This window comes from Cereibacter johrii (genome assembly GCF_001720585.1).
GTDB classification, from domain to species: domain Bacteria; phylum Pseudomonadota; class Alphaproteobacteria; order Rhodobacterales; family Rhodobacteraceae; genus Cereibacter_A; species Cereibacter_A johrii.
On sequence record NZ_MABH01000120.1, the window covers coordinates 1 to 23,845 of the forward strand.

General features: G+C 69.6%; 27 protein-coding genes and 1 tRNA gene. 15 read left to right on the forward strand and 13 right to left on the reverse strand.

Annotated features, from left to right (window positions below):
- Both A9O63_RS09295 and A9O63_RS09300 read left to right on the forward strand, forming a co-directional pair.
- A partial coding sequence (locus A9O63_RS09295; RefSeq protein WP_069331674.1) for a tetratricopeptide repeat-containing sulfotransferase family protein occupies positions 1 to 1,438 on the forward strand: 1,438 nt, incomplete at its 5' end.
- Positions 1,431 to 2,096 carry a YggS family pyridoxal phosphate-dependent enzyme gene (locus A9O63_RS09300; RefSeq protein ID WP_069331675.1) on the forward strand — a complete coding sequence of 222 codons (666 nt, stop codon included), beginning with the start codon at positions 1,431 to 1,433 and terminating at the stop codon, positions 2,094 to 2,096. The genes A9O63_RS09295 and A9O63_RS09300, both read left to right, overlap by 8 nt.
- 19 nt (positions 2,097 to 2,115) lie before the next feature.
- On the opposite strand, the gene A9O63_RS09305 is transcribed toward A9O63_RS09300, so the two are convergent.
- A complete protein-coding gene (locus A9O63_RS09305; RefSeq protein WP_069331676.1) occupies positions 2,116 to 2,610 on the reverse strand; it encodes a L,D-transpeptidase family protein in 495 nt (164 codons plus the stop codon).
- Positions 2,607 to 3,695 carry a GTP cyclohydrolase II gene (gene ribA / locus A9O63_RS09310; RefSeq protein ID WP_069331677.1) on the reverse strand — a complete coding sequence of 363 codons (1,089 nt, stop codon included), beginning with the start codon at positions 3,693 to 3,695 and terminating at the stop codon, positions 2,607 to 2,609. Before ribA ends, A9O63_RS09305 begins: the two co-directional genes overlap by 4 nt.
- A 152-nt stretch (positions 3,696 to 3,847) precedes the next feature.
- Here ribA and A9O63_RS09315 point away from each other — a divergent pair, with 152 nt between their 5' ends.
- Complete coding sequence (locus A9O63_RS09315; RefSeq protein WP_069331678.1) at positions 3,848 to 4,534, forward strand: response regulator transcription factor; 687 nt, start codon at positions 3,848 to 3,850, stop codon at positions 4,532 to 4,534.
- Positions 4,535 to 4,790: 256 nt separating this feature from the next.
- Positions 4,791 to 5,579 (forward strand): exodeoxyribonuclease III, encoded by a 789-nt coding sequence (locus A9O63_RS09320; protein WP_002721037.1) that lies wholly within the window; start codon positions 4,791 to 4,793, stop codon positions 5,577 to 5,579.
- Between the two features lie 34 nt (positions 5,580 to 5,613).
- Here A9O63_RS09320 and A9O63_RS09325 read toward each other — a convergent pair whose 3' ends face one another.
- Together A9O63_RS09325 and A9O63_RS23530 are read right to left on the reverse strand one after the other, a co-directional pair.
- On the reverse strand, positions 5,614 to 6,237 hold the full coding sequence (locus A9O63_RS09325) for a TetR/AcrR family transcriptional regulator (protein ID WP_069331679.1): 624 nt from the start codon (positions 6,235 to 6,237) through the stop codon (positions 5,614 to 5,616).
- Positions 6,238 to 6,288: 51 nt separating this feature from the next.
- Positions 6,289 to 6,417, reverse strand: coding sequence for a hypothetical protein (locus tag A9O63_RS23530; RefSeq protein ID WP_084295740.1), 129 nt, complete (start codon positions 6,415 to 6,417; stop codon positions 6,289 to 6,291).
- A gap of 165 nt (positions 6,418 to 6,582) precedes the next feature.
- Here A9O63_RS23530 and mbfA point away from each other — a divergent pair, with 165 nt between their 5' ends.
- The 5 genes from mbfA to A9O63_RS09350 all read left to right on the forward strand — a co-directional run bounded on the left by mbfA (position 6,583) and on the right by A9O63_RS09350 (position 10,976).
- On the forward strand, positions 6,583 to 7,560 hold the full coding sequence (gene mbfA / locus A9O63_RS09330) for an iron exporter MbfA (RefSeq protein WP_069331680.1): 978 nt from the start codon (positions 6,583 to 6,585) through the stop codon (positions 7,558 to 7,560).
- Between the two features lie 251 nt (positions 7,561 to 7,811).
- Positions 7,812 to 8,741 carry an AEC family transporter gene (locus A9O63_RS09335; protein WP_069331681.1) on the forward strand — a complete coding sequence of 310 codons (930 nt, stop codon included), beginning with the start codon at positions 7,812 to 7,814 and terminating at the stop codon, positions 8,739 to 8,741.
- 15 nt (positions 8,742 to 8,756) lie between these two features.
- Positions 8,757 to 9,587, forward strand: coding sequence for an S-formylglutathione hydrolase (fghA, locus tag A9O63_RS09340; RefSeq protein ID WP_069331682.1), 831 nt, complete (start codon positions 8,757 to 8,759; stop codon positions 9,585 to 9,587).
- Positions 9,580 to 10,068 carry a YaiI/YqxD family protein gene (locus A9O63_RS09345; RefSeq protein ID WP_069331683.1) on the forward strand — a complete coding sequence of 163 codons (489 nt, stop codon included), beginning with the start codon at positions 9,580 to 9,582 and terminating at the stop codon, positions 10,066 to 10,068. The genes fghA and A9O63_RS09345 overlap by 8 nt, the downstream gene beginning before the upstream one ends.
- Entirely contained in the window at positions 10,065 to 10,976 is a 912-nt protein-coding gene (locus tag A9O63_RS09350; RefSeq protein ID WP_069331684.1) for an ornithine cyclodeaminase family protein, read from the forward strand. Before A9O63_RS09345 ends, A9O63_RS09350 begins: the two co-directional genes overlap by 4 nt.
- A gap of 4 nt (positions 10,977 to 10,980) precedes the next feature.
- On the opposite strand, the gene A9O63_RS09355 is transcribed toward A9O63_RS09350, so the two are convergent.
- Positions 10,981 to 11,625, reverse strand: a complete 645-nt coding sequence (locus A9O63_RS09355; RefSeq protein ID WP_069331685.1) for a cytochrome c oxidase assembly protein — start codon at positions 11,623 to 11,625, stop codon at positions 10,981 to 10,983.
- 274 nt (positions 11,626 to 11,899) lie between these two features.
- Here A9O63_RS09355 and A9O63_RS09360 point away from each other — a divergent pair, with 274 nt between their 5' ends.
- Together A9O63_RS09360 and A9O63_RS09365 are read left to right on the forward strand one after the other, a co-directional pair.
- Entirely contained in the window at positions 11,900 to 13,150 is a 1,251-nt protein-coding gene (locus A9O63_RS09360; protein WP_069331686.1) for a BtaA family protein, read from the forward strand.
- Entirely contained in the window at positions 13,147 to 13,779 is a 633-nt protein-coding gene (locus A9O63_RS09365; protein ID WP_069331687.1) for a class I SAM-dependent methyltransferase, read from the forward strand. The genes A9O63_RS09360 and A9O63_RS09365 overlap by 4 nt, the downstream gene beginning before the upstream one ends.
- A gap of 260 nt (positions 13,780 to 14,039) precedes the next feature.
- On the opposite strand, the gene A9O63_RS09370 is transcribed toward A9O63_RS09365, so the two are convergent.
- The 8 genes from A9O63_RS09370 to leuC all read right to left on the reverse strand — a co-directional run bounded on the left by A9O63_RS09370 (position 14,040) and on the right by leuC (position 21,492).
- Positions 14,040 to 14,116: transfer RNA gene (locus tag A9O63_RS09370), tRNA-Pro, on the reverse strand.
- A 61-nt stretch (positions 14,117 to 14,177) separates the two neighbouring features.
- Entirely contained in the window at positions 14,178 to 15,131 is a 954-nt protein-coding gene (locus tag A9O63_RS09375; RefSeq protein WP_069331688.1) for a DMT family transporter, read from the reverse strand.
- 441 nt (positions 15,132 to 15,572) lie between these two features.
- Positions 15,573 to 16,682, reverse strand: a complete 1,110-nt coding sequence (leuB, locus tag A9O63_RS09380; protein WP_069331689.1) for a 3-isopropylmalate dehydrogenase — start codon at positions 16,680 to 16,682, stop codon at positions 15,573 to 15,575.
- Positions 16,683 to 16,778: 96 nt separating this feature from the next.
- Positions 16,779 to 17,741, reverse strand: a complete 963-nt coding sequence (locus A9O63_RS09385; RefSeq protein ID WP_069331690.1) for an endonuclease/exonuclease/phosphatase family protein — start codon at positions 17,739 to 17,741, stop codon at positions 16,779 to 16,781.
- A 47-nt stretch (positions 17,742 to 17,788) separates the two neighbouring features.
- Positions 17,789 to 18,628, reverse strand: a complete 840-nt coding sequence (locus A9O63_RS09390) for a hypothetical protein (protein ID WP_205631829.1) — start codon at positions 18,626 to 18,628, stop codon at positions 17,789 to 17,791.
- Positions 18,629 to 18,867: 239 nt separating this feature from the next.
- Positions 18,868 to 19,473, reverse strand: coding sequence for a 3-isopropylmalate dehydratase small subunit (gene leuD / locus A9O63_RS09395; RefSeq protein ID WP_069331692.1), 606 nt, complete (start codon positions 19,471 to 19,473; stop codon positions 18,868 to 18,870).
- 3 nt (positions 19,474 to 19,476) lie between these two features.
- Positions 19,477 to 20,001: an HdeD family acid-resistance protein gene (locus A9O63_RS09400; protein WP_002721056.1), complete on the reverse strand. Its 525-nt coding sequence runs from the start codon at positions 19,999 to 20,001 to the stop codon at positions 19,477 to 19,479.
- 63 nt (positions 20,002 to 20,064) lie between these two features.
- Positions 20,065 to 21,492 (reverse strand): 3-isopropylmalate dehydratase large subunit, encoded by a 1,428-nt coding sequence (leuC, locus tag A9O63_RS09405; protein WP_069331693.1) that lies wholly within the window; start codon positions 21,490 to 21,492, stop codon positions 20,065 to 20,067.
- A gap of 246 nt (positions 21,493 to 21,738) precedes the next feature.
- Between leuC and A9O63_RS09410 the strand changes: the two genes are divergently transcribed.
- From A9O63_RS09410 to rnhA, 4 genes are all read left to right on the forward strand, one after another.
- Positions 21,739 to 22,278: an SOUL family heme-binding protein gene (locus A9O63_RS09410; RefSeq protein ID WP_069331694.1), complete on the forward strand. Its 540-nt coding sequence runs from the start codon at positions 21,739 to 21,741 to the stop codon at positions 22,276 to 22,278.
- A 211-nt stretch (positions 22,279 to 22,489) separates the two neighbouring features.
- Positions 22,490 to 22,810, forward strand: coding sequence for a ribosome silencing factor (gene rsfS / locus A9O63_RS09415; RefSeq protein WP_069331695.1), 321 nt, complete (start codon positions 22,490 to 22,492; stop codon positions 22,808 to 22,810).
- Positions 22,810 to 23,277 (forward strand): 23S rRNA (pseudouridine(1915)-N(3))-methyltransferase RlmH, encoded by a 468-nt coding sequence (rlmH, locus tag A9O63_RS09420; protein WP_069331704.1) that lies wholly within the window; start codon positions 22,810 to 22,812, stop codon positions 23,275 to 23,277. Before rsfS ends, rlmH begins: the two co-directional genes overlap by 1 nt.
- 92 nt (positions 23,278 to 23,369) lie before the next feature.
- Positions 23,370 to 23,825, forward strand: coding sequence for a ribonuclease HI (rnhA, locus tag A9O63_RS09425; protein WP_069331705.1), 456 nt, complete (start codon positions 23,370 to 23,372; stop codon positions 23,823 to 23,825).
- The last annotated feature ends 20 nt before the right edge of the window (positions 23,826 to 23,845 follow it).

The window sequence follows — 23,845 nt, forward strand, 5'->3', positions numbered from 1 at the left end:
GGCGCTGATGCTGCTCGCGGTGACGCTCGCGCGGATGGGGCGGCAGACCGCGGCGCTGGCGGCGCTCAAGCGCGCGGTCGCGGCCGAGCCCCGCCATCCCGAGGCGCAGTTCCAGCTCGGCATCCTGCAGACCGACCTGCGCGCCTATGCCGAGGCGGAAGCCGCCTTCCGCGCGGCCGAGGCCGCGGGCAATCGCTCGGCCGACCTCCAGCTCAGGCTGGGACAGGTGCTGCTCATGCAGGGCGACGAGGCCGGCGCCGCGGCGGCCTACGAGACGGGCCTCGCGCGCGAGCCCGATCATGCGATGCTCTTGTCGCGGAAGGCGCTGCTTCTGCAGGGCCGCGGCGCCTTCGCCGAGGCCGAGGCGCTTCTGCGGCGCGCCATCGCGCTTTCGCCCGGCACCGGCGAGTTCTACCGCATCCTGTCGGCCAGCCTGAAGATGACGCCCGAGGATCCGCTGCTCCTCGAGATGCAGCGCCGCTTCGACGATCCTGCCACGGCCGAGGCCGACCGGATGCATCTGGGCTTCGCGCTGGCCAAGGCGATGGACGACCTGAAGCGGCCCGAGAGCCTGTTCACCTACCTCAGGCCCGCCAACCAGCTGATGCGCAAGGCGCATCCCTATGACATCGCGAGCCGCCGGGCCGAGCTCGAGGGGATCTTCGCCACCTTTGCCGACTTCACCCCCGCCCCTGCCCCGGAGGCGAGCGACTTCGCCCCGGTCTTCGTGACGGGGATGCCGCGCTCTGGCACCACGCTGGTCGAGCAGATCATCGCGAGCCACAGCCGCATGACCGGCGCGGGCGAGGCGGGCGTGGCCGTGCGCGAGGTGCAGAAGGTGGTCCTCGATCCCGCGGGCCGCTACCGCGCCTGGAGCGAGATCGCGGGCGCGGAGGTGGCGGCCATGGGCCGGCGCTACGAGGCCGAGATGCGCCGCCGCTTCCCCGAGGCGGTGCAGGTCACCGACAAGTCGATCCAGACCTATGCCTGGATGGGCTTCATCGCCTCGGCGCTGCCGCAGGCGAAGTTCGTCGTCGTGCGCCGCGATCCGCGCGACACGGCGCTGTCGATCTACCGCAACGTCTTTGCCGAGAACACGCATCTCTATGCCTACGACCTGCGCGACCTCGGGCTCTATTTCCGCATGTTCGAGGAGCTGATCGATTTCTGGCGAGAGAAGCTGCCGGGCGGTTTCCACGAGATCCAGTATGAGGAGCTGGTGGACCATCCCGAGGAGCAGTCGCGCCGCCTGATCGCCGCCTGCGGCCTGCCGTGGGAGGAGGCCTGCCTCAGCTTCCACGAGAACAAGCGGCGGGGGCAGACGCTGAGCCTCTATCAGGTGCGCCAGCCGATCTATCGCAGCTCGACCCGCGCCTGGGAACGGCATGCGGAGGAACTGAAGGACTTTACCGACGCGCTGGAGGGCCGACATGCTTGAGACGATCCAGACCCGCATCGCGGCCGCCGAGGCCGCCGCCGGCCGGGCGCCGGGCTCTGTCGAGCTGATCGCCGTCTCGAAGGTCCAGCCGCTCGAGCGGGTGGTGGCCGTGCTCGAGGCGGGCCACCGGATCTTCGGCGAGAACTATGTGCAGGAGGCGCAGGGCAAGTGGCCGGCGCTGCGCGAGCGGTTCGGCGCGCTCTCCGTCCACATGATCGGGCCGCTCCAGACCAACAAGGCGAAGGTGGCCATGGGCCTCTTCGAGGCGATCCACACGCTCGACCGGCCGTCCCTGGCCGAGAAGCTCGCCCGGCTGGCGCAGGAGCGGGGCGCCTGTCCGCGGCTCTTCGTGCAGGTGAACTCGGGCGAGGAGCCGCAGAAGGCGGGCGTCCTGCCCTCCGACGCCGACGGGTTCGTCGCGACCTGCCGCGGGATGGATCTGCCGGTCGAGGGCCTCATGTGCATCCCGCCCGAGGGCTGTGACAGCGCGCCCCATTTCGCGCTCCTTGCCGCGATTGCGGCGCGGAACGGGCTTCGGGGTCTCTCGATGGGCATGAGCGGCGATTTCGAGGCGGCCATCGCGGCAGGCGCCACCCATGTCCGCGTGGGCTCGGCCATCTTCGGGGCGCGGGACTATTCCGGGCAGGCCCGCGGCTGAGGCGCCGGGGGCCGGTCGTTCAGCGCACGACCAGCCGGCTCTCGGGCGTGAGGCTCCGCGCGAGCCACAGGAGATCGCGGCGCGCGAAGGCCACGCAGCCTGCCGTGGGATGGCGCGGCCGGCGCCAGGTGTGCAGGAAGATCGCCGAGCCGCGCCCCGGCACCGCCTCGGGCCAGTTCCAGTCGGTGAGCAGGATCACGTCATAGAGCGGATCGGGCCGGCTCAGCCGCTCGTGGCTGGGGGCGTAGGGCGCGCGGACCATCTGGTTGTAATCCACGTCGCGCGGATCGTCGGACCACAGATCCGCGGGCCCGAAGGGCAGCGCCCAGTCGGGCAGCTCCGAGGCGGCGATGCGGTCCGGGCGGTAGAGGAGCCCCGCGATCCGGTGGGTGCCGCGCGGCGTGGCGCCATCCCCCTCGCGCTTCGTATCCGTGATGCCGCCGCGCCCGATGGCGCAGGGCAGGAAGCGGCGTCCGAACCGGGCGCCCCAGCGGGTAACGACGAGATCCGTCATGCAAGATGCCCCGACTTGGCGGCCTTGGTGGCGAGATAGGCCGCGTTGAACTCGTTCCGGCCGACATGCAGCGGCACGCGCTCGGTCACGCGGATGCCGTTGGCCTCCATCATGCGGATCTTGGCCGGGTTGTTGGTCAGCAGCCGCACCGCGGCAAAGCCCATCTGGCGCAGGATGCCCGCGCCGATGCGGAAGTCGCGCTCGTCATCCTCGAAGCCGAGCCGGTGGTTCGCCTCGACCGTGTCGAACCCCTGATCCTGCAAGGAATAGGCACGCATCTTGTTGGCAAGCCCGATGCCCCGCCCCTCCTGATTGAGATAGAGGAGCACGCCTGCCCCCTCCTCGCCCATCCGCGCGAGCGCGGAGCGGAGCTGCGGGCCGCAGTCGCACTTGAGGCTGCCCAGCACGTCGCCCGTGAAGCAGGCCGAATGGAGCCGCGCGAGCACGGGCTGGCCGCGGTCGGGCCTGCCGATCTCGATGGCGTAATGCTCTTCGCCGCCGTCCTCGGGGCGGAAGACATGCACGCGGCCCGCCTGCGAAGCGACCATCGGCACCCGCGCCGACACGACCGGATGCAGGGGCGAGCCGCGGCTGAGCTCCGCTCTCGCCTCCTCGAGCGGCAGGAGGGTCAGCGCGTGCAGGGCTGCGAGGCGCAGCGGATCGGCCACCGGCACGAGCACGGCGGCCGGCAGGAGATGGGCCGATTTCGCGAGCGCGAGCGCTGCGCGGGCGAGACCCGCCCCGCCGCCCCGCAGGGCGCGCAGCGGCCCCTTCATCGGCAGGCGCAGATCGTCGGCAGGATCGGCCACCGCCCGCAGCCACTCGATCCCCGCGGCATCCGGCAGCTCGATCCGGGCGAGATCGTCGTCATAGACCCGGGCCTTCAGCGTCTCGGCGCGCCGCGCGGTGATGGCGAGCACGGGCTCGCCCAGAAGCCGCAGGTCGGCCAGCCGGCCGGGCTCCAGCGCCTCGACGGCCACGGCCACCGCGCCCGCCCCGTCTTCGGTCAGCACCACGGGCACGCCCATCCGGAGATCGCCCCGGGCGCGGTTCAGGCGTTCGACGATGCCAAGCGAGAGCGACATGGGAGGGTTCCTTTCCGCTTCTTCCTAGCCAGCTTTGCAGGAAATTGAAACATTCCGCCCTCTTGCGACACGAGCGCGTGAGAAATCCGCAGCAAATCTTGCCCTGTGGGGCAGGCACGCACATGTGATCGGCACGAACGAAGGAGTGACCGATGGCTTCCCTGAAGAAGATCCTCTTGGTGGACGATGACGACGACCTTCGCGAGGCGCTGAGCGAACAGCTGGTGATGACCGAGGATTTCGACGTGTTCGAGGCCGCCTCGGGGGCCGAAGGCATGGAGAAGGCCAAGGCGGGCCTCTACGACCTCGTGATCCTCGATGTGGGCCTGCCGGACACCGACGGGCGCGAGCTGTGCCGGCGGATGCGCAAGGCCGGCGTGAAATGTCCGGTGCTGATGCTCACGGGGCATGATTCGGACAGCGACACCATTCTGGGCCTCGATGCGGGCGCGAACGACTATGTGACGAAGCCCTTCAAGTTTCCGGTGTTGCTCGCGCGCATCAGGGCGCAACTTCGTGCGCACGAACAATCAGAGGATGCAATCTTCCAGCTCGGCCCCTACAGCTTCCGGCCGGCCCAGAAGATGCTGGTCGACGAAAAGGAACGCAAGATCCGGCTGACGGAGAAGGAAACCAACATCTTGAAGTTCCTCTACCGCGCCTCACAAGGTGTTGTGGCTCGAGAGGGGCTTCTCCACGAGGTTTGGGGCTACAACGCGGGCGTTACAACCCACACGCTAGAGACGCACATCTACAGGTTGCGCCAGAAGATCGAGCCCGACCCCTCGAATGCGCGTCTTCTCGTCACGGAGTCCGGCGGATACAGGCTTGTTGCGTGAGATCAAATTAAGGATCACACTCCTATCATATAAAGACAGTAGAGAAGGCGGGCTCGCCCGCTGCGCGAGTTCCCTCCCGTGTCGGGGTTAGAGACACGGACCCTCCCTGTTGGATCTGGCCGGGCCTCGTGCCCGGCCTTTTTTTGCGCTGCGCGCGCCCCGCTATTCGCGCTTCGTGAGTGACCGGGCCCTCGGGCGGACGGTGGACCCCTCGCGCCCGGCGGGCTAGGAAGGGGGCCTCAGACCGGAGCCTGCCATGACCTTCACCCTCGCCACCTGGAACATCAACTCGGTCCGCCTGCGCGAGGCGCTGGTCTCGCGGCTGCTGACGGAGGAGATGCCCGACATCCTCTGCCTGCAGGAATGCAAGAGCCCGGTCGAGAAGATGCCGCTCGAGGCCTTCCGGGCGCTCGGCTACCACTGGTGCGTGGCGCGCGGACAGAAGAGCTACAACGGCGTGGCGATCCTGTCGAAGCTGCCGCTGGTGGATGCGGGCGACCATGATTTCGCCGATCTGGGCCATGCGCGGCATGTGTCGGCCGCGCTCGAGAACGGCGTGACGATCCACAATTGCTATGTCCCCGCCGGCGGCGACATCCCCGACCGCGAGCAGAATGTGAAGTTCGGCCAGAAGCTCGATTACCTGACGCGGATGCGCGACTGGTGCCGGGCCGACACGCCGAAGAAGGCGATCCTCGTGGGCGATCTGAACATCGCCCCGCGCGAGGACGATGTCTGGAACCACAAGTCCCTGCTGAAGATCGTGAGCCACACGCCGATCGAGGTGGACCATCTGAATGCGCTGATGGAGGCGGGCGCCTGGATCGACGTGACCCGCAAGGACCTGCCCGAGGGGCGGCTCTATTCCTGGTGGTCCTACCGCTCGCCCGACTGGGAGGCGGCCGACAAGGGGCGGCGGCTCGATCATATCTGGGCCACGCCCGACATCGTCAATGCCGCCCATGGCAGCCGCATCCTCAAGGCGGCGCGGGGATGGCTGCAACCGTCGGACCATGCGCCGGTCTTCGCCACCTTCGATCTGTGAGGTCCGCGCCCGCCGGATCTCCTGAGGCGTCGCCTCAGGGGCGGGGCGCGTAGCGGGCGAGGAACATCTCGACCGCGCCCCGGGCCACCTTCTGCCGCTCCGGCTCGCCCACGGCGCTGCCCACGCCGAAGACGATGCGGTTGAAGAGATCCGCCTTGCAGAGCTCGGCGAACTGGTCGGCCGCCAGCTCGAGATCGTAGATGATAAGCTCGCCCCGGCCCACGGCCTGCGCGAGATAGTCCACGATCCGCTGCCGGACGAGCGCCGGGCCGCTTTCGTAGAATTCGTGCCCGAGCTCGGGGAAGCGGTCGGCCTCGGCCACGCAGATCCGATAGGTGCGAATGCCGAAATCCGAGAGCACGAAGGCCACGATGCGGGTGGCGGCGAGCGTCAGCACGGCCCGGGGCGCGAGATCGGCGGTGATGAGCGCCACCGCCTCCTCGGCCTGACGCAGGCATTCGGCCTTGGCCACCTCGAGAAACAGCAGCCGCTTGTCCGGGAAGTAGCTGTAGAGCGTGGCCTTGGACACGCCCGCCGCGCGGGCGATGTCGTCGACGCTGGCCCCCTCGAACCCGTCCCGCAGGAAGATCGTGCGCGCGCCCTCGAGAACCTGGGGCATCTTGCGGCCCTTGCGGGCCGGGGGCGTCTCAGCGGGCATCGGGCTCCTCCTGCCGGCGAGCTTAGGCGCCGGACAGGAGGCGCCGCAAGGTCAGCGGCCGCAGGTCGTGCAGCTGTCGGGCCAGGTGAGGTGCGGAATGTCCAGCGGCAGGGCGAAGGACGGGGCCGCCAGACCGAGCACGAGAGTCAGGGTGGCAAGCGTCAGGGTCAGCCGTTTCATCTCAATCTCTCTCATTCTGAACCACTCGGTTCAGTTTCGATCCTGCCGTGAGTCGCGGATCCGGGCAAGCGAGAAGTGAACGATACGGTTCAGTTCGGGCGCTTTTGCCACCTTGTCGCAGGCGCTCCCGTCCGGTAATTTAGAATGACTCTAAAAAGGTGACCCATGTTCTCCTCATTCTCCAGCCGGCGGCGCTTCCGCGATCTGTCCGACGCCGAGATCCTCGCGCTGGCGATCTCGTCGGAAGAAGACGATGCCCGTATCTACCGCTCCTATGCCGACCGGCTGCGCGCGCCCTATCCCGCCACCGCGGCCCTGTTCGAGGCGATGGCCGAGGAGGAGGACGGCCACCGCCGCCGTCTGATCGGCACCTTCCGCGACCGTTTCGGCGAGACGATCCCGCTGATCCGGCGCGAGCATGTCGAAGGATATCCGTCCCGCAAGCCCGTCTGGCTGCTCGAGACGCTGCCGCTCGAGCGGGTGAGGCGCGAGGCCTGGGAGATGGAGAATGCCGCCCGCAGCTTCTACGAGACGGCGGCGCGGCATGTGACGGATGCCTCGACGCGCAGGCTTCTGGGCGATCTCGCCGCCGCCGAGGCAGGGCACGAGCATCGGACCGAGAGGCTGGCCGAGGAGCACCTGACCGACGAGGCGACCGCCGCGGAGGACGAGACCGCGCGGCGGCAGTTCATCCTGACCTGGGTGCAGCCGGGCCTCGCCGGGCTGATGGACGGCTCGGTCTCGACGCTGGCGCCCATCTTCGCCACGGCCTTCGCGACGCAGGATCCGGCCACCACCTTCCAGGTCGCGCTGGCGGCCTCGGTGGGCGCGGGCATCTCGATGGGCTTCACCGAGGCGGCCCACGACGATGGCGTGCTCTCGGGGCGCGGCGCGCCCTGGAAGCGGGGGCTGGCCTCGGGGGTGATGACGACGGCGGGCGGGCTCGGCCATGCGCTGCCCTATCTGATCCCGGATTTCGCCTGGGCCACCGGCCTTGCCATCGCGGTGGTGTTCTTCGAGCTCTGGGCCATCGCCTGGATCCAGAACCGTTACATGGAGACGCCCTTCCTGCGGGCGGCGCTGCAGGTCGTGCTGGGCGGCGGGCTCGTGCTGGCGGCGGGGATCCTGATCGGCTTCGGCTGAGCCCGGGGCCGCGGGCGGCGGGGGCTGCCTGCCCCCGTCTCCGGCCATGCCGGAGACTCCCCCGGGGATATTTGGGCAGAGTGAAGGCGATGGGGGCGGGGGCGGAAGGCGGCGGCCGTCCCGGATCGGGGATGCGGCGGAGGCGGGAGGGCGATTGCGGGGGCGATGCGGGGCGCCTCCGACGATTGGCCGAGCTTGCATCCGGCGGAGGGGCGTGAAACCTTGGCGGCGACCCGAGCCGAAAGCCTGCGATGCTGCCCGTCCTTCTCGAGACCCTGCCCTTCTTCGCACTGATCGGCACGGGCTACATGGCCGGGCGCATGCGGATGTTCACGCCGGAGGCGACGGCATGGCTCACGAAATTCGTGTTCTACTTCGCCCTCTCGGCCATGCTGTTCCGCTTTGCCGCCAATCTCTCGCTCGCGGAGATCTGGTCGCTGCCCTTCGTCGCGGCCTATCTGGCTGGGTCGGGGGCGGTCTATCTTCTGGCCACGCTGGTGGCCCGGATGCGGGGGGTGGGCACCGAGGTGGCGGCCATGGAGGCGCAATGCGCGGTCATCGGCAACACGGGGTTCCTCGGCGTGCCGATGCTGGTGCTGCTCCTCGGCGCCGGCGCGGCGGGGCCGGTGCTGATGATTCTCTCCATCGACCTCATCTTCTTCTCCTCGCTCATCACCCTCATCATCACCGGCAAGCGCGAGGGCCACATGAGCCTGCGCGTGGGGAAGGTGCTGGCGCTGGGGCTCTTGCGCAACCCGATGATCGTCTCGATGGTCGCGGGCCTCGGCTGGTCGGCCACCGGCGCCCCGGTGCCGGACCCCGTGAACGAGTTTCTGGCGCTTCTGGGCGGGGCGGCGACGCCCGGCGCGCTCTTCGCCATCGGCGCCTCGCTCGCCGGCAAGTCGGCGGAGCGGATCGAGATCGCGGCCTGGCTCTCGTTCTGCAAGCTCGTGCTGCATCCCCTGTCCGTGGCGGTCGCGGCCCTCGCGATCTTTCCCGTCGAGCGGCAGGCCGCCGGCGTGATGATCGCCGCGGCGGCCCTGCCGGTCGCCGGCAACGTCTATATTCTGGCACAGCATTACGGGGTCGCGCCGCAGCGCGTCTCGGCCTCGATCCTGATTTCCACCGCGGTCAGCATCCTGACCATCACCGGCGTGATCGCCTGGGTCACGACCTTCTGAGGAGAGGAGACCACCATGAAGACCCTATCCGAGAGCCGCTGCTTCGGCGGCACGCAGGGCGTCTACAGCCACACGTCGCAGGTCACCGGCTGCGACATGACCTTCGGCCTGTTCCTGCCGCCGGAGGCGGAGAACGAGGCGGTGCCGCTGGTCTGGTATCTCTCGGGCCTCACCTGCACCCACGAGAATGCGATGGTGAAGGCGGGCGCGCAGAAATGGGCGGCGCAGGAGGGGCTGGCGCTGGTCTTTCCCGATACCTCGCCCCGCGGCGAGGGCGTGCCCGACGACGAGAATTACGCGCTGGGGCAAGGCGCGGGCTTCTATGTCAACGCCACCGAGGCGCCCTGGTCCACGAACTTCCGCATGTGGGACTATATCACCGAGGACCTGCCCCGCGTCCTCTTCTCGGCCTTCCCGCTCGACGAGAGCCGGCAGTCGATCATGGGCCATTCGATGGGGGGCCACGGCGCGCTCACCGTCGCGATGAGCTTCCCGGGACGGTTCCGCTCGGTCTCGGCCTTCGCGCCGATCACCCACCCCACCGCCTCGGACTGGGGGCGCAAGCAGCTGACCGCCTATCTCGGGACCGACGAGAGCAAATGGGCGCCGCACGATTCGGTCCTGCTGATGAGGAAGCGCGGCTTCGACGGGCCGATCCTGATCGATCAGGGCGCCTCCGACCAGTTCCTCGACGCGCTGAAGCCCGAGGCGCTGGCCGAGGCGATGATGGCGCGCCGGCAGCAGGGCATCCTGCGGATGCAGCCGGGCTACGACCACAGCTACTTCTTCGTCTCGACCTTCATGGAGGACCACATCCAGTTCCACGCCGAAGCGCTCTATGACTGACCTCTACATCGACGCCGACGCCTGCCCGGTGAAGGCCGAGGCGGAGCGGGTCGCCGTGCGGCACGGGGTGCGGATGTTCCTCGTGTCGAACGGCGGCATCCGGCCCCCGGCGCATCCGCTGGTCGAGAGCATCTTCGTGCCCGAGGGGCCGGACGTGGCCGACATGTGGATCGCCGACCGGGCGCGGACCGGCGATGTGGTGGTGACCTCGGACATCCCGCTCGCCGCGAAGGTCGTGGCGGCGGGGGCGCTGGTGGTGAAGCCGAACGGCGAGACGCTGACGCGGGCCAACATCGGCAATGCGCTGGCCACGCGCGATCTGATGGCCGATCTGCGCTCGGCCGATCCGTTCCGGCAGGGCGGCGGCCGGCCCTTCTCGAAGGCCGACCGGTCGCGCTTTCTCGACGCGCTGGAACGTGCGATGCGCAAGGCACAGGAGGCGGGCCGCTCCGCCGCCGGAGGAAGCGAGGCAGGATCATGACTATCGAGATCATCGGCCCGGAGGCCGAGGCCCATCTGAGCTGGGACGGGCTGACGACGGCGCTGACGCAGGGCCACAAGCTGCCGCGGGCCGAGGTGGCCGACATCTTCCTCTACCGCGGCAAGGACACGGTGCTGTCGCGCGCGGCCTGGATCGACGGGCTGGGCCAGCTCGTGAAGACGGCGACCATCTTCCCGGGCAACGGCGCCGCGGGCAAGCCCACCGTCAACGGCGCGGTGACGCTCTATTCCGACCGCGACGGCACGCTCGAGGCGCTGGTCGATTTCCACCTCGTGACCAAATGGAAGACGGCCGGCGACAGCCTGCTGGCGGCGAAGACGCTCGCCCGGCGCGACAGCCGCGAGATCCTGCTGGTGGGCGCGGGCCATGTGGCGCGCTCGATGATCGAGGCCTACGGAAGCCACTTTCCCGACGCGCGCTTCACGGTCTGGAACCGGTCCGCGGACAAGGCGCGGGCCATGGAGGGGCCCCGGGTGCGGGCGACCGAGGATCTGGAGGCGGCGGTGCGGGCGGCGGACATCATCTGCACCGCCACGATGAGCCAGGTGCCGGTGGTGAAGGGCGAATGGCTGAAGCCCGGCACCCACCTCGACCTGATCGGCGCCTATAGGCCCGACATGCGCGAGGTGGACGACGAGGCGCTGCGGCGCGCCACGGTCTTCGTCGATTCGCGCAAGACCACCATCGGCCATATCGGCGAGATCCAGGACCCTCTCGACCGCGGGATCCTCACCGAGGCCGACATCCGCGCGGATTATTACGATCTGGCCTCCGGCCTTTATGCCCGCCGCTCGGACGAGGAGATCACGCTGGCCAAGAACGGCGGCGGGGCGCATCTCGACCTGATGACGGCCTCCTATATCGCGGCCATGTGGCGGCTGCGCTGAGGGCTCAGTCCTCCGGGCCCTCGCGGGTGAGGCGCATGGTGAAGACCCCCGCGCCCACCAGATAGGGCCCGAGGCCTGCCACGGCCATCATCGCGCCGCCGAGCCGCTGGGTGTCGAGCGGCGCGAGCCCGAAGGCCGTGCCACAGATCTCGGGCGCATAGAGGAGGCGCGGCGAGAGCGTGAGCAGCACGCCCAGCATCGTCATGTGCATGAGCGAGAAGAGCATGGCGAGGAGACCCGCTCCGGCGGCGGCCCGTCCCGGCGCGAGGCCCGGCAACCAGACCAGCACGCCCGCCCCGAGGAAGGTCGCCTGCTGGATGCGGAAAAGGGTGGGATCGAGCGCCGCCGCCTCGTGCAGCCGCGGCGCGTGCCAGCCCCAGACCACGGCCAGTTCGAGCAGCGAGGCCGCGCCCGCGAACAGGACGGGCCAGGCCGTCCGCAGCGGCGCAAGCCGGGCGAGGCCCAGCGCGATCAGCGGCGCCGCGCCGAGGATCACGCCGAGATGCAGCATCATGTGCCAGACGAAGGAGACCCGCGCGAGGTCGGGCAGCGGCCCGCCCCAGAGCCCCGCGAGGGCGGCGAGGCCGACCGCGAGGGGCAGGAGCCCCGGCGCCAGCTGCCTCCCCGTCTCGCTCTGCGTCCCTCTCACGCGCCCTCCGTGCCCCGTCTGCCCCACCAGCTAGCGCTGGGAAGCGGATGGGAAGCCCCCGGCGCGGTTTTCCGTGCCAGGGCTGTCCCTCGGCAGCGCCCGGGAGGGCGTGGCAGCCCACGGACATGGCGGTGGCCCGCCCGCCCATCGGGAGCGGGCCGCTATCCTCCCAGGGCGGCGCCGGGCGGATCGGGCGCGCCATGCCTGCCCGCTCGTCACGCTCCCGTTGCGTGGCGGGCGTAGAAGGCGCGGCAGCCCTTCCGGAGATGTTCCAGTGACGCAGTTCGCCCTGACCCGCCTGCCCGCCCCGCCGGTCGCCCGCCAGATCGGCGCCGCCGTGCACCGCACGCCGCTTCTCAGCGCCGAAGGTCTGATGGAGCGGATGTTCTCGCGCCTCTTCCACGGCCTCGTCTATCCGCAGATCTGGGAGGATCCGGCGGTGGACATGGCGGCCCTCGCCATCCGCCCCGGGGAGCGGCTGGTGGCCATCGCCTCGGGCGGCTGCAACGTGCTCTCCTATCTCACGCAGGGGCCGGGCTCGATCCTCGCCGTCGATCTCTCGCCCGCCCATGTGGCGCTGGGGCGGCTGAAGCTGGCCGCCGCGCGGACGCTGCCCGACCATGCCGCCTTCTTCGATCTCTTCGGTCGCGCGGACCTGCCCGGCAATGCGGCCCTCTACGACCGCCACATCGCGCCCGCGCTCGACAGCCAGAGCCGCCGCTACTGGGAAACGCGCAGCCCCTTCGGCCGCCGCATCCAGCTGTTCGAGCGCGGCTTCTACCGGCACGGCGCCCTCGGCCGCTTCATCGGCGCAGCGCACAGGCTCGCGCGGGCCGCGGGCACCGACCTCCGGGGCTTTCTCGACTGTCCCGACATCGAGGCGCAGCGCACCTTCTTCTACGCCCATATCGGGCCGCTCTTCGAGGCGCCCGTGGTGCAGGCGCTGGCCCGGCGGCCGGCCGCGCTCTTCGGGCTGGGGATCCCGCCCGCGCAATATGCGCTTCTGGCAGGCGACGGAGACGGCGACGTGCTGCCGGTGCTGCGCCAGCGCCTGCACCGGCTGCTCTGCGACTTCCCCCTGCGCGAGAACTATTTCGCCTTCCAGGCCATTGCCCGACGCTATCCGCTGCCCGGCGAGGGCGCGCTGCCGCCCTATCTCGAGCCCACCGCCTTCGAGACGCTGCGCGACACCGCGGGCCGGGTGCAGATCGAGAACCGCAGCCTGACCGAGGCGCTCGCCGCCGAACCTGAGGAGAGCATCCACGGCTTCAACCTGCTCGATGCGCAGGACTGGATGACGGACGCGCAGCTCACCGCGCTCTGGGGCCAGGTGACGCGCACCGCGGCGCCGGGCGCGCGGGTGATCTTCCGCACCGGCGGGGCGGCCGACCTTCTGCCCGGCCGGGTGCCCGAGGAGATCCTCGGACGCTGGCGCGCCGATCGGGCGGCGGGACAGGCGGGCCTCGCCGCCGACCGCTCGGCGATCTACGGCGGCTTCCACCTCTACCGGCGGAGGGACGCATGACCGACGCCACCCATGCAGCGCTGATGGACGCAACCTACCGCCACCAGCGCCGGATCTACGATGTCACGCGGCGGCACTTCCTGCTCGGCAGGGACCGGCTGATCGCAGAGCTGGCCCCGCCCCACGGCGCCCGGGTGCTCGAGATCGCCTGCGGCACGGGGCGCAACCTCGACCTGATCGGCCGGCGCTGGCCCGGCTGCCGGCTCTCGGGGCTGGACATCTCGCAGGAGATGCTGTCTTCGGCCCGGGCCCGTCTCGGCCGGCGCGCGACGCTGGCCTTGGGCGACGCCACCCGGTTCGAGGCCCTGCCCCTCTTCGGCACCGACCGGTTCGAGCGGATCGTCCTCTCCTACGCGCTCTCGATGATCCCCGACTGGCGGGAAGCCCTGCGCGAGGCGGCGCGGCATCTCGTACCGGGGGGCCGGCTGCATGTCGTCGACTTCGGCGATCAGGCGGGCCTGCCCGGCTGGGCCCGCGCCGGCCTGCGCGGCTGGATCGGGCGCTTCCATGTCACTCCGCGCGACGATCTGGGCACGGCCCTGGGCGAGACGGCGCTCGGGATCGGAGGCTATGCCGAATACCGGTCCCTCAGCGGGGGATATGCGATCCTCGGCACGCTCACGCGCTGAGAAGGCCGCGGCCCCGCGCCTGACGCCTGTCTGCCCCGCCGAGGTCGCCGGAGTCGCGACTGGCGGCGGGACGGGGGATCCGGCGCGCTGAAAGCCGGAGTGGCGGCGCGGAGCCAGAGGGCCCGCCGCGGCAAGCCGGCGGCAGAGCCCGACAGACAGGTCAGGGATCGGGGGCGCACAGCGGACGGCCCGCCCGAGCGGCCCGAGAGAAGGCTCTCTGGCCCGACGGGCAAACTGTCCGGGATGTCTTGTCGGGAAATTGGTCGGAGCGAGAGGATTCGAACCTCCGACCCCCTGCTCCCGAAGCAGGTGCGCTACCAGGCTGCGCTACGCTCCGACCTTGGCGTGCGGATTATAGGGTCGCGCACACGAATGCAAGGGGGTCCGAACGCAATTCGCTACGGAGTGTCTCGCGTCTCGCGGCGGCGCAGAAGGCGCGGCATGAGACCCACTTCGGGCCGCAGGCGCGTCTGGCTCGCCGGACGGTTCTCCGACACGTTGCGGCGCGATTCGCGGCCCACGATATAGAGGCCGCTCGCGATGATGACCCCCGCCCCGACCCAGGTCCAGACGTCGGACCGCTCGCCGAAGATGAGCCAGCCGAAGATCGCGGCCCAGACCATCTGCGAATATTGCATCGGCGCCACGATCACGGCCTCGGCCATCCGGTAGGCGGTGATCGTGAGCAGCATGGCCACGAAGCTGAAGGCGGCGATGATGCCCATCATCCCCAGATGCTCGACCGGCATCGGGCGGTAGACGAAGGGCAGCGCCGCGCCGAGCACGAAGAAGTTCGCCACCATCGGATAGAGGAGCAGCACGACCGACCGCTCGTCCTGCCCGATCTTGCGCACGATGACGGAGCCCAGCGACGAGGTGACGGCCGCGAGCAGCGCCGCGGCATGTCCGAGGCTGAGCGGCTCCGCCCCCGGGCGCAGCACGATGAGCACGCCCACGAGGCCGGTCGCGATGGCCGCGCCCCGGTGGAGCCCAATGGTCTCGCCCAGGAGCGGGATGGCCAGCAGCGTGACAAGGAGCGGCATGGTGAAGAGGATGGCGTAGGTCTGCGCCAGCGGCAGCACCGAGAAGGCGTAGAAGGCGCAGAGGCCCGTCGTCACGATGCAGCAGGTGCGCAGCAGCACCCACCAGGGATGGCGGGGCCGAAGGTTCCCGTCCGCCCTGTCGCGCATCAGCATCATCGAGGCGAGCGGAAAGCCCAGAAGCGTCGCGAAGAAAAGGATCTGGACGGCGGTATAGTCGCGGCCCAGCACCTTCACCACGACATCGTGGGTCGCGTAGATCGCGAAGGCCAGCAGGGCAAGAAGCGCTCCGCGCGTGTTCGATTTGGCCACGGAAAGGACCGCCGCTCGCTTTGGTGAGGAACCTCGGCACCATTGCCCGGAACCCCGGCGAGTGCAAGCGACCGGACCGGAAAAAAGGTGGGGATCGGGTCTCTTATAGCCGGTCGGGCGCTGCCGGCATTTGCAGGGACGCCGGCCGCGCGAAAGCGGTTCCCGCCATCACGCAGGCCACCGGCCGGAAGGGGCTCCCATGTGCCACGGGCCGGACGGCTTCCCGTCGTCCCTCAGAGGGGCCGTGGCGCATCTGCCGCGGCGGTTGCCGCCCAGGCTGCCCGCCGACACGCAGGCCACCAGCGGGAAGGGGCTCCCATGAGCCACGGGCCGGACGGCTCTCCTGCCGTCGTCAGAGGGGCCGTGGCGCATCTGCCGCGGCGGTGCCGGTCCTGGCTCCCCGCGAAGGGGAAGGGGGCGGCGCGCCGCCCCCCTGCATCGTCAGAGGCTCGCATCCAGCGCCGCGAGGACCGCGTCGCCCATGCCCGAGGTCGAGACCGGCGTGCCGCCCTCGGGGCCCATGAGATCGGCGGTGCGCACACCGTCGGCCAGCACCGTCTCGACCGCCTTCTCGAGGCGGGTGGCTTCCTCGCCCATGTCGAAGGAATAGCGCAGCGCCATGGCGAAGCTCAGGATGCAGGCGATCGGGTTGGCCTTGCCCTGCCCCGCGATGTCGGGCGCCGAGCCGTGGACGGGCTCGTAGAGCGCCTTCGGCCGCCCGTTCGCCATCGGCGCACCCAGCGAGGCCGACGGCAGCATCCCGAGCGAGCCCGTCAGCATCGCCGCGCAGTCCGACAGGATGTCGCCGAAGAGGTTGTCGGTCACGATCACGTCGAACTGGCGCGGCCAGCGCACGAGCTGCATGGCACCGTTGTCGGCATACATGTGGCTGAGCTCGACATCGGGATATTCGTTGTCATGGACCCACTGCACCTCCTCGCGCCAGAGGATGCCGGATTCCATGACGTTGGCCTTCTCCATCGAGCAGACCCGGTTGTTGCGGCGGCGGGCCAGCTCGAAGGCCGAGCGCGCGACGCGGCGGATCTCCTCGGTCGTGTAGCGCTGGGTGTTGACGCCGAAGCGGCCGCCCTCGTTGTCGGGGAAGATCCCGCGCGGCTCGCCGAAATAGACGCCCGAGGTCAGCTCGCGCACGATCATGATGTCGAGCCCGGCGACGATCTCCCGCTTCAGGCTGGAGAAGTCGGCCAGCGCGTCGAAGCACTGCGCCGGACGCAGGTTGGCATAGAGGTCCATCTCCTTGCGCAGGCGCAGGAGCCCGCGCTCGGGCTTCACCGAGAAGTCGAGCACGTCGTATTTCGGCCCGCCCACGGCGCCGAGCAGCACCGCATCGACCTCCTGCGCCTTGGCCATCGTCTCATCGGCCAGCGGCTTGCCGTGCGCGTCATAGGCCGCGCCGCCGACGAGATCCTCGGAGACGTCGAAAGTCACGCCGCGCTTCTCGCCGAACCAGCCGATGATGCGTTTCACCTCGGCCATGACTTCGGGGCCGATGCCGTCGCCGGCGAGGATGAGGAGGGAGGGATTGGCCAAGATGCGCTCCTGCTATCACTGGGGTTTGCCGTGGCCTATGCGCTTCCCCTCGCCCGGTCAAGCCGAGGGCGGCCGCCCCCGCCGCCGGAAGGGACGCTAATGCAGATCCAGCTCCACCCAGACGGGGCGGTGGCGCGAGGCCTGAGCGGCCACGACCGCCAGAGGATCGCCCGGCGGCGGCCAGAGGACGCCCGATGCGGTGACATGGAGACTGCGCGCCGGCAGGATATAGTCGGTGCGCAGCAGCCCCGGTCCGCCGTCCGCACGGAAGTCGGCGGTGGCGCGGCTGCCGTCGGGCCCTTGGGGCGCGGGATCCTGCAATGCGGGATGGGCGAGCAGCGCCGCGATGGCGGCCCGCGGTCCGTCCCCCGCGAGGGGGTCGATGTTCGCCTTGCCCATGAGCAGCACCGGCCCCTCGGGCGCCGGGAACGGCAATCGCCCCTCGAGGAGCCGGGCCCAGAACAGGGCCTCGTCCCCCGCCCGGCGGCCGTTGCGGTCCTCGGGCCCGTCGAAGACCGGGGGCGTGGCGGACCAGAGGAGGAGCTTCAGCGCGGGGCCTCGGGCCCGGGGCAGCGGCACCTCCCAGGCCCCCACGGAGGCGAGCCGCTGCACCGCGCGCGCCTCGGGCGGCATCGGCGGCAGGTTCGCCTCCGGCAGGTCCGCCCAGAGCAGGGCCGAGAAGTCGCGCGGCGGGCCGAGCGGCAGGCGCGAGAGCAGCACCATGCCCCCCTGCCCGTCGAACCGGCCCCAGCCCTGCGCGTCTCCCGGCCCGCCGAGACGGCCGTCGCCGTCGAGATCGATCCCGGTCGGCCGCCCGGCATTGGGCCGCAGCGCCAGAAGATGGGGATAGAGATCGCCCGCCAGCGCGCGGGCCGCCAGAAGGTCCGCGTCGTAGTCCACCCCGGTGAGGAACAGCACATCGGCCTGAAGCGCCTCGATCATGCGCCGCACCGCGAGAACCTGCGGATCCTTCCCCCCGCGGATGTCCCGCAGAAGGAGCCCGGGGCCCGCCCGGTCGAGATCGACGTCACAGGTGGCGAAACGCAGCGTCTCGGCCATGGCGGCCAGGGGCAGGAGCAGGAGCAGGCAGAGGGCCGGAAGCGCCCTCAGACGGTCGCGGCGAGGGTCGGGGTGCCGATGGCCTCGCCCATCCGGCGCTTCTCGCGGATCATCTCGGCGATGCGGGCCATGCCCACGCCGCGCATGAGGAGGCTCGCCGGAAGGAATGCCCATGCCACCGTTACCCAGACCAGAGTCTGCGGCGAGGCAAGCGTCAGCGGATCGAGGCCGCTGGTGCCCACCTTCACCGCCATCGGGATCAGGAATGGCAGCAGGAACCCTAAGGCCACGTTAAAGCGCGCGTCCCGGAGCAGGCGCTGGACCACGTCGCCCCCTGCCGTCGCCTCGAAGGTCGGCAGGTTCACCCAGACGTTGAAGGCCACATTGCGCGAGGGCCAGCGGTTCAGCCGGATCACCGCGACGAACATCGCGACCGCGGCGGTGGCGATGAGATAGGCGATGCCGGCGGCATTCCGCAGGACGGCTGCCTGCTCGGGCGTGGCGCGGTCGGACAGCATGAGAGTCGCGAGCCGCACGGGGCTGTAGGCGAAATCCATCGCCGTTCCGACGGCCGCCGCCGCCTGGGCCGAAAGGGCCGTCAGGGCGGAGGGATCCGAGGCCTCGCGCTGCATCAGGGTGAGGGTCAGCACCATCACGAGCAGGAGCGCGAAGCGCAGCCGGTTGAACGGTGGGGCATCGCGGAACTCCACGAGACCCGGATAGGTCGCATTATATTCGACGAGGGTCAGGACGCCGCCGAAGAGGGCCGCGAGCGCCACCATCTGCTGACCGTCCGCCCCCACGCCCGGCAGCAGGACCGACGGCGTCGCCAGCAGGAGAACAACGAGAAATGCGCGCAGGAGCGCCCCGGAGAGCCTTGAAAACACGTTCCCCCCCCCCTCCCCCACGAGCCGCAGGCTCCACCGGGGCGACGGCTTCCCGCCTGGTGCGGCAGGGTTGCGGATGCCGTCCCACTGGCGCCTCCCCTCACCTTCCGATGCATGGAGACGTAGAGGAAGCTAACCTTTGTGAGGTATACACAGGGAAAAGGTCGGCATCCCTTTCCAAAAGACGGGATGAAAAAGGCCGCCCGAAGGCGGCCTTGCATCTCACGGTTGAGGAGCGGTCAGACCCAGGGCCTCAGGGTTGCAAGATCCCGCTCGAACCCGTCGATCGAGGCGGCCTTCTCGAGCGTCAGGCCGATATCGTCGAGGCCGTTCATCAGGCAGTGACGGCGGAACGAATCGACCTGGAACGGGAAGGACTGACCGTCCGAGGTCGTCACCGTCTGCGACTCGAGATCGACGGTCATCCGCGCGTTGGCGCCGCGGCGGGCATCCTCCATCAGCACCTCGACCACCTCGGGCGGCATGACGATGGGCAGGATGCCGTTCTTGAAGCAGTTGTTGTAGAAGATGTCGGCGAAGCTCGTCGAGATCACGCAGCGGATGCCGAAGTCGAGCAGCGCCCAGGGCGCATGTTCGCGCGACGAGCCGCAGCCGAAATTGTCGCCCGCGACGATGATCTGTGCATCGCGATAGGCCGGCTGGTTCAGAACGAACTCCGGGATCTCGCTTCCGTCGGGGTTGTAGCGCATCTCGTCGAACAGGTTCTTGCCGAGACCCGAGCGCTGGATCGTCTTCAGGAACTGCTTCGGGATGATCATGTCGGTGTCGATATTGACGAGCGGCATGGGGGCCGCGACGCCGGTCAGTTTGGTGAATTCTTGCATGGCTCAGGGATTTCCAGATTTTCTGAGGGCAAAGCCCATGGCGACGAGGGTGGCGCCCATGACGATCAGCTCGACCGCGACGAGCGTGCCGAGCAGCACGAGGCTCGCTTCCGGCAGTCGCAGCAGGATGAAGAGACCGAGACCGGCCGAGATCAGGCCGGAGAGCGCCATCAGCCAGAACATGACGGTGCCGCGCCAGGTGGCGAGGCTCAGCCCGAGCCGCACCACCCCCGAGACGAGGAAGAGCGCGCCCAGCATCAGCGTGAGCGACACCATTCCCGCCAGCGGGTTGGCCAGCATCCAGACCCCGGCGACGAGGCTGACGAGGCTGAAGAAGGCCGCGGCCCCGCGCGAGGGCATTCCCCGGTCGGAGAAGGCCGCCCAGAGCCCGAACGCCCCGCTCGCCACGAAGACACAGCCCGCAAGGACCGTGACCGCGAGCGAGACGGGCAGCGGGAAGGCCAGAGCGGCGATCCCGCCCAGAAGGGCGAGGATGCCAGAGACGATGAGCGAGCTCGTGCCTTTCATTCCGTCCTGTCCTGACTTGCTGCAAACCTGCGCGGGCGCGCCGTCCGGCGCGCCCGGCTGTCGTCACGCCGGCTCGGCCGGCGCCGTCATTAGGTCGCGCACGTCGGTCAGGTGACCGGTGATCGCCGCAGCGGCGGCCATTCCGGGGCTGACAAGATGGGTGCGGCCGTTGCGGCCCTGACGGCCCTCGAAGTTCCGGTTCGAGGTCGAGGCGCAGCGCTCGCCGGGGCTGAGCTGGTCGGGGTTCATCGCGAGGCACATCGAGCAGCCCGCGAGGCGCCATTCGAAGCCCGCGTCGATGAAGATCTGCGCCAGCCCCTCTTCCTCGGCCTGCGCGCGCACGAGGCCCGAGCCCGGCACGACCATGGCCCGCATCCCCGGAGCCACCTTCTTGCCCTTCAGGATCTCGGCCGCGGCCCGCAGATCCTCGATCCGGCCGTTGGTGCAGGAGCCGATGAAGACCGTGTCGATCTTGATGTCGGTGAGCTTCTGGCCGGGGGTCAGGCCCATATATTCAAGGCTGCGGCGCGCGGCCTCGACCTTGCCGCCGGTGAACTCCTCGGGCGAGGGCACGGTCGCGGTGATCGGCAGCACATCCTCGGGCGAGGTGCCCCAGGTCACGACCGGGGCGATATCCTCGCCGCGGATCGTCACGACCTTGTCGAACTGCGCGCCCTCGTCGGTGTAGAGCGTCTTCCAGTAGGCGAGCGCCGCCTCCCACGCCGCGCCCTTCGGCGCATGCGGACGGCCCATCACATAGGCGAAGGTCTTCTCGTCCGGTGCGATCAGGCCCGCGCGCGCGCCGCCCTCGATCGCCATGTTGCAGACCGTCATCCGGCCTTCCATCGACAGTTCGCGGATCGCCTGCCCGCAATATTCGATCACATAGCCGGTGCCGCCCGCGGTGCCGGTGAGGCCGATGACCGAGAGCGTGATGTCCTTGGCGGTAACGCCGGGGCGCAGGCTCCCGGTGATCTCCACCTTCATGTTCTTCGACTTCTTCTGGATCAGCGTCTGCGTGGCCAGCACATGCTCGACCTCGGAGGTGCCGATGCCGTGGGCCAGCGCGCCGAAGGCGCCGTGGGTGGCCGTGTGGCTGTCGCCGCAGACCACCGTCATGCCCGGCAGCGTCCAGCCCTGCTCGGGCCCGACGATATGGACGATCCCCTGCCGGATGTCCGACACGGGATAGTAGTTGATCCCGAAGTCGCGGGCATTCTTGTCGAGCGCCTCGACCTGGATGCGCGACTCTTCGTTGTCGATCTTCGTGTCGCGGCCTTCCGTCGTGGGGACGTTGTGGTCCGGCACGGCGATGGTCTTCTCGGGGGCGCGCACCTTGCGGCCCGTCATGCGCAGACCCTCGAAGGCCTGCGGGCTCGTCACCTCATGGACGAGGTGGCGGTCGATGTAGAGCAGGCAGGTGCCGTCTTCGGACTGGTGGACCACATGGTCGTCCCAGATCTTGTCATAGAGCGTTCTTGGAGCGGTCATGGCTCTCTCGCGATGGCTGTGGATTTTATGGGGGGAAGGCAGGCGAAAGCCGCACGCCGACTCAAAGTCGGGCGAGGATCGAGAGGCTGGCGCCGTAGAACCGCCAAGGCAGCCGGGCGCGATCGTCCATGTCGAAGATGCGTTCCATGACTGTGGCTTTTACGCTCGAATTCCCGGACAGGCAACAACGGCGTGAACCGCAACCGCCTGTCGGCGTTGAGCCCGGGCCTCGCAAGGAGCCGTCCGATGAATGGAGCCATCGATTACAAGGGATACGAACAGCCGGCCTACGAGCTCGAGTTCGCGGAAGCCGCGACCGAGATTCGCCGATACGGCCCCTATCTCGTGGCGGAAGTCACGATGGCAGGAGATCGCTCCACCGCCATCACCCGCGGCTTCCGCGTGCTCGCGCGCTACATCTTCGGCGGCAATGCCGAGAACCAGAGGCTCGAGATGACCGTGCCGGTCAGTCAGCTTCCCGCGGGCGAGGATCTCTGGACCGTGCGCTTCACCATGCCGGAGGTCCGGGGCGCCTCCGCCCTGCCCGCGCCCAGGGACAGCCGCATCCGCTTCGTGACGGTGCCGCCGTCGCGCCAGGCGGTGCGGCGCTTCTCGGGCTGGCCCACCGACCACGCGCTCCGGCGTCAGGCCGAGGGACTCGGGCACTGGATCGCGGAGCGGGGCCTGCACAAACGCGAAGGCCCCTACTTCCATTTCTACGACTCGCCGATGACCTTGCCCTGGCAACGGCGGAACGAGGTTGCCTTCGGCCTCGGCGAAGGCTAACGCAGGCCGCTGCCCGCATTGAGATTGCGGGCCGGTGATGTTACCTTGAGGGAACAGCCCGGCGCCGGGGCTTGTCGGCGCGCCACACGGGAGGACGACCCTGTCACATTCTGACCCCGCGACCGGACTTCCGGTCGGGCAACGGCCGGCTCGGACGAGCACCGCACACGACCCCGCCAATGACCCCTCCAGCGAGGAGCTGCTGCAGGCCGTGCTCGCCTCGCTCGATGACGACAAGGCCGAGGATATCGTGCAGATCGATCTGCGCGGCCGCTCGGACATGGCCGATTACATGGTCATCTGCTCGGGCCGCTCGTCGCGTCAGGTTGCCGCCATCTCGGAAAAGCTGATGGACCGGGTGAAGCAGCAATTCGGGCGGCTCTCGAAGGTCGAAGGCAAGGAAACCGGGGACTGGGTGCTGATCGACACGGGCGACGTGATCGTGCATGTCTTCCGCCCCGAGGTGCGCGAGTTCTACCAGCTCGAGAAGATGTGGATGCCGGGCGGCGCTCAGGGCCTCTCGCGCGGCTGATGAAGCTGCAGCTCTGCGCCGTGGGGCGGCTGCGCAGCGGCCCCGAACGGGATCTGGTGGAGGATTACCTCGCGAGGTTCGAACGGACGGGCAGGCCGCTGGGCCTGCCGCCCGTGCAGATCCTTGAGCTCGAGGATCGCAAGGGCGGCGGCATGGAGGCCGAGGCCGACCTGATCTCGAAGGCCGTGGCGCCGGGGGCTACGCTCGTCATCCTCGACGAACGCGGCCGCACCCTCTCCTCTCCCGAATTCGCCGATCATCTGGCGCACTGGCGCGATAGCGGCCGCGACGTGGCGCTGGCCATCGGTGGCGCGGACGGGCTCGCGCCCCGGCTGCGCGATCGGGCCGATCTCGCGATTTCGCTGGGGCGCATGGTCTGGCCGCACATGCTGGTGCGCGTGATGCTGGCCGAGCAGCTCTACCGCGCGGCCACCATCCTCGCAGGCTCTCCCTACCACCGCGTCTGAGGCGCGGGCAGAGCCCGACGCCGCCGCTCGAGCGGCCCCCGCTCCGCCCGCACCGGCTTGTGCGCCGCCGCGGCTTCGGCTACCCCCGCCCCATGCCAGACCTCTATGCCTATACCGATGGTGCCTGCAGCGGAAATCCCGGCCCGGGAGGCTGGGGCGTGCTGATGCTCGCGCGCGAGGGCGAGGCGGTGGTCAAGGAGCGCACGCTGCAAGGCGGCGAGGCGCTCACCACCAACAACCGGATGGAGCTGATGGCCGCCATCTCGGCCCTCGAGGCGCTGACGCGGCCGACCGAGATCACCATCGTCACCGACAGCGCCTATGTGAAGAACGGCGTGACGACCTGGATCCACGGCTGGAAGCGCAACGGCTGGAAGACCGCCGAGAAGAAGCCGGTGAAGAACGCCGAACTCTGGGAGAGGCTCGACGCGGCCCAGCAGCGGCACAAGGTCGTCTGGCGCTGGATCAAGGGGCATGCCGGCCACGCCGAGAACGAGCGCGCGGACGAGCTGGCGCGCGCGGGCATGGCCCCCTTCAAGACGCGCTAGTTTTCGAGCTTTCGTTCGGT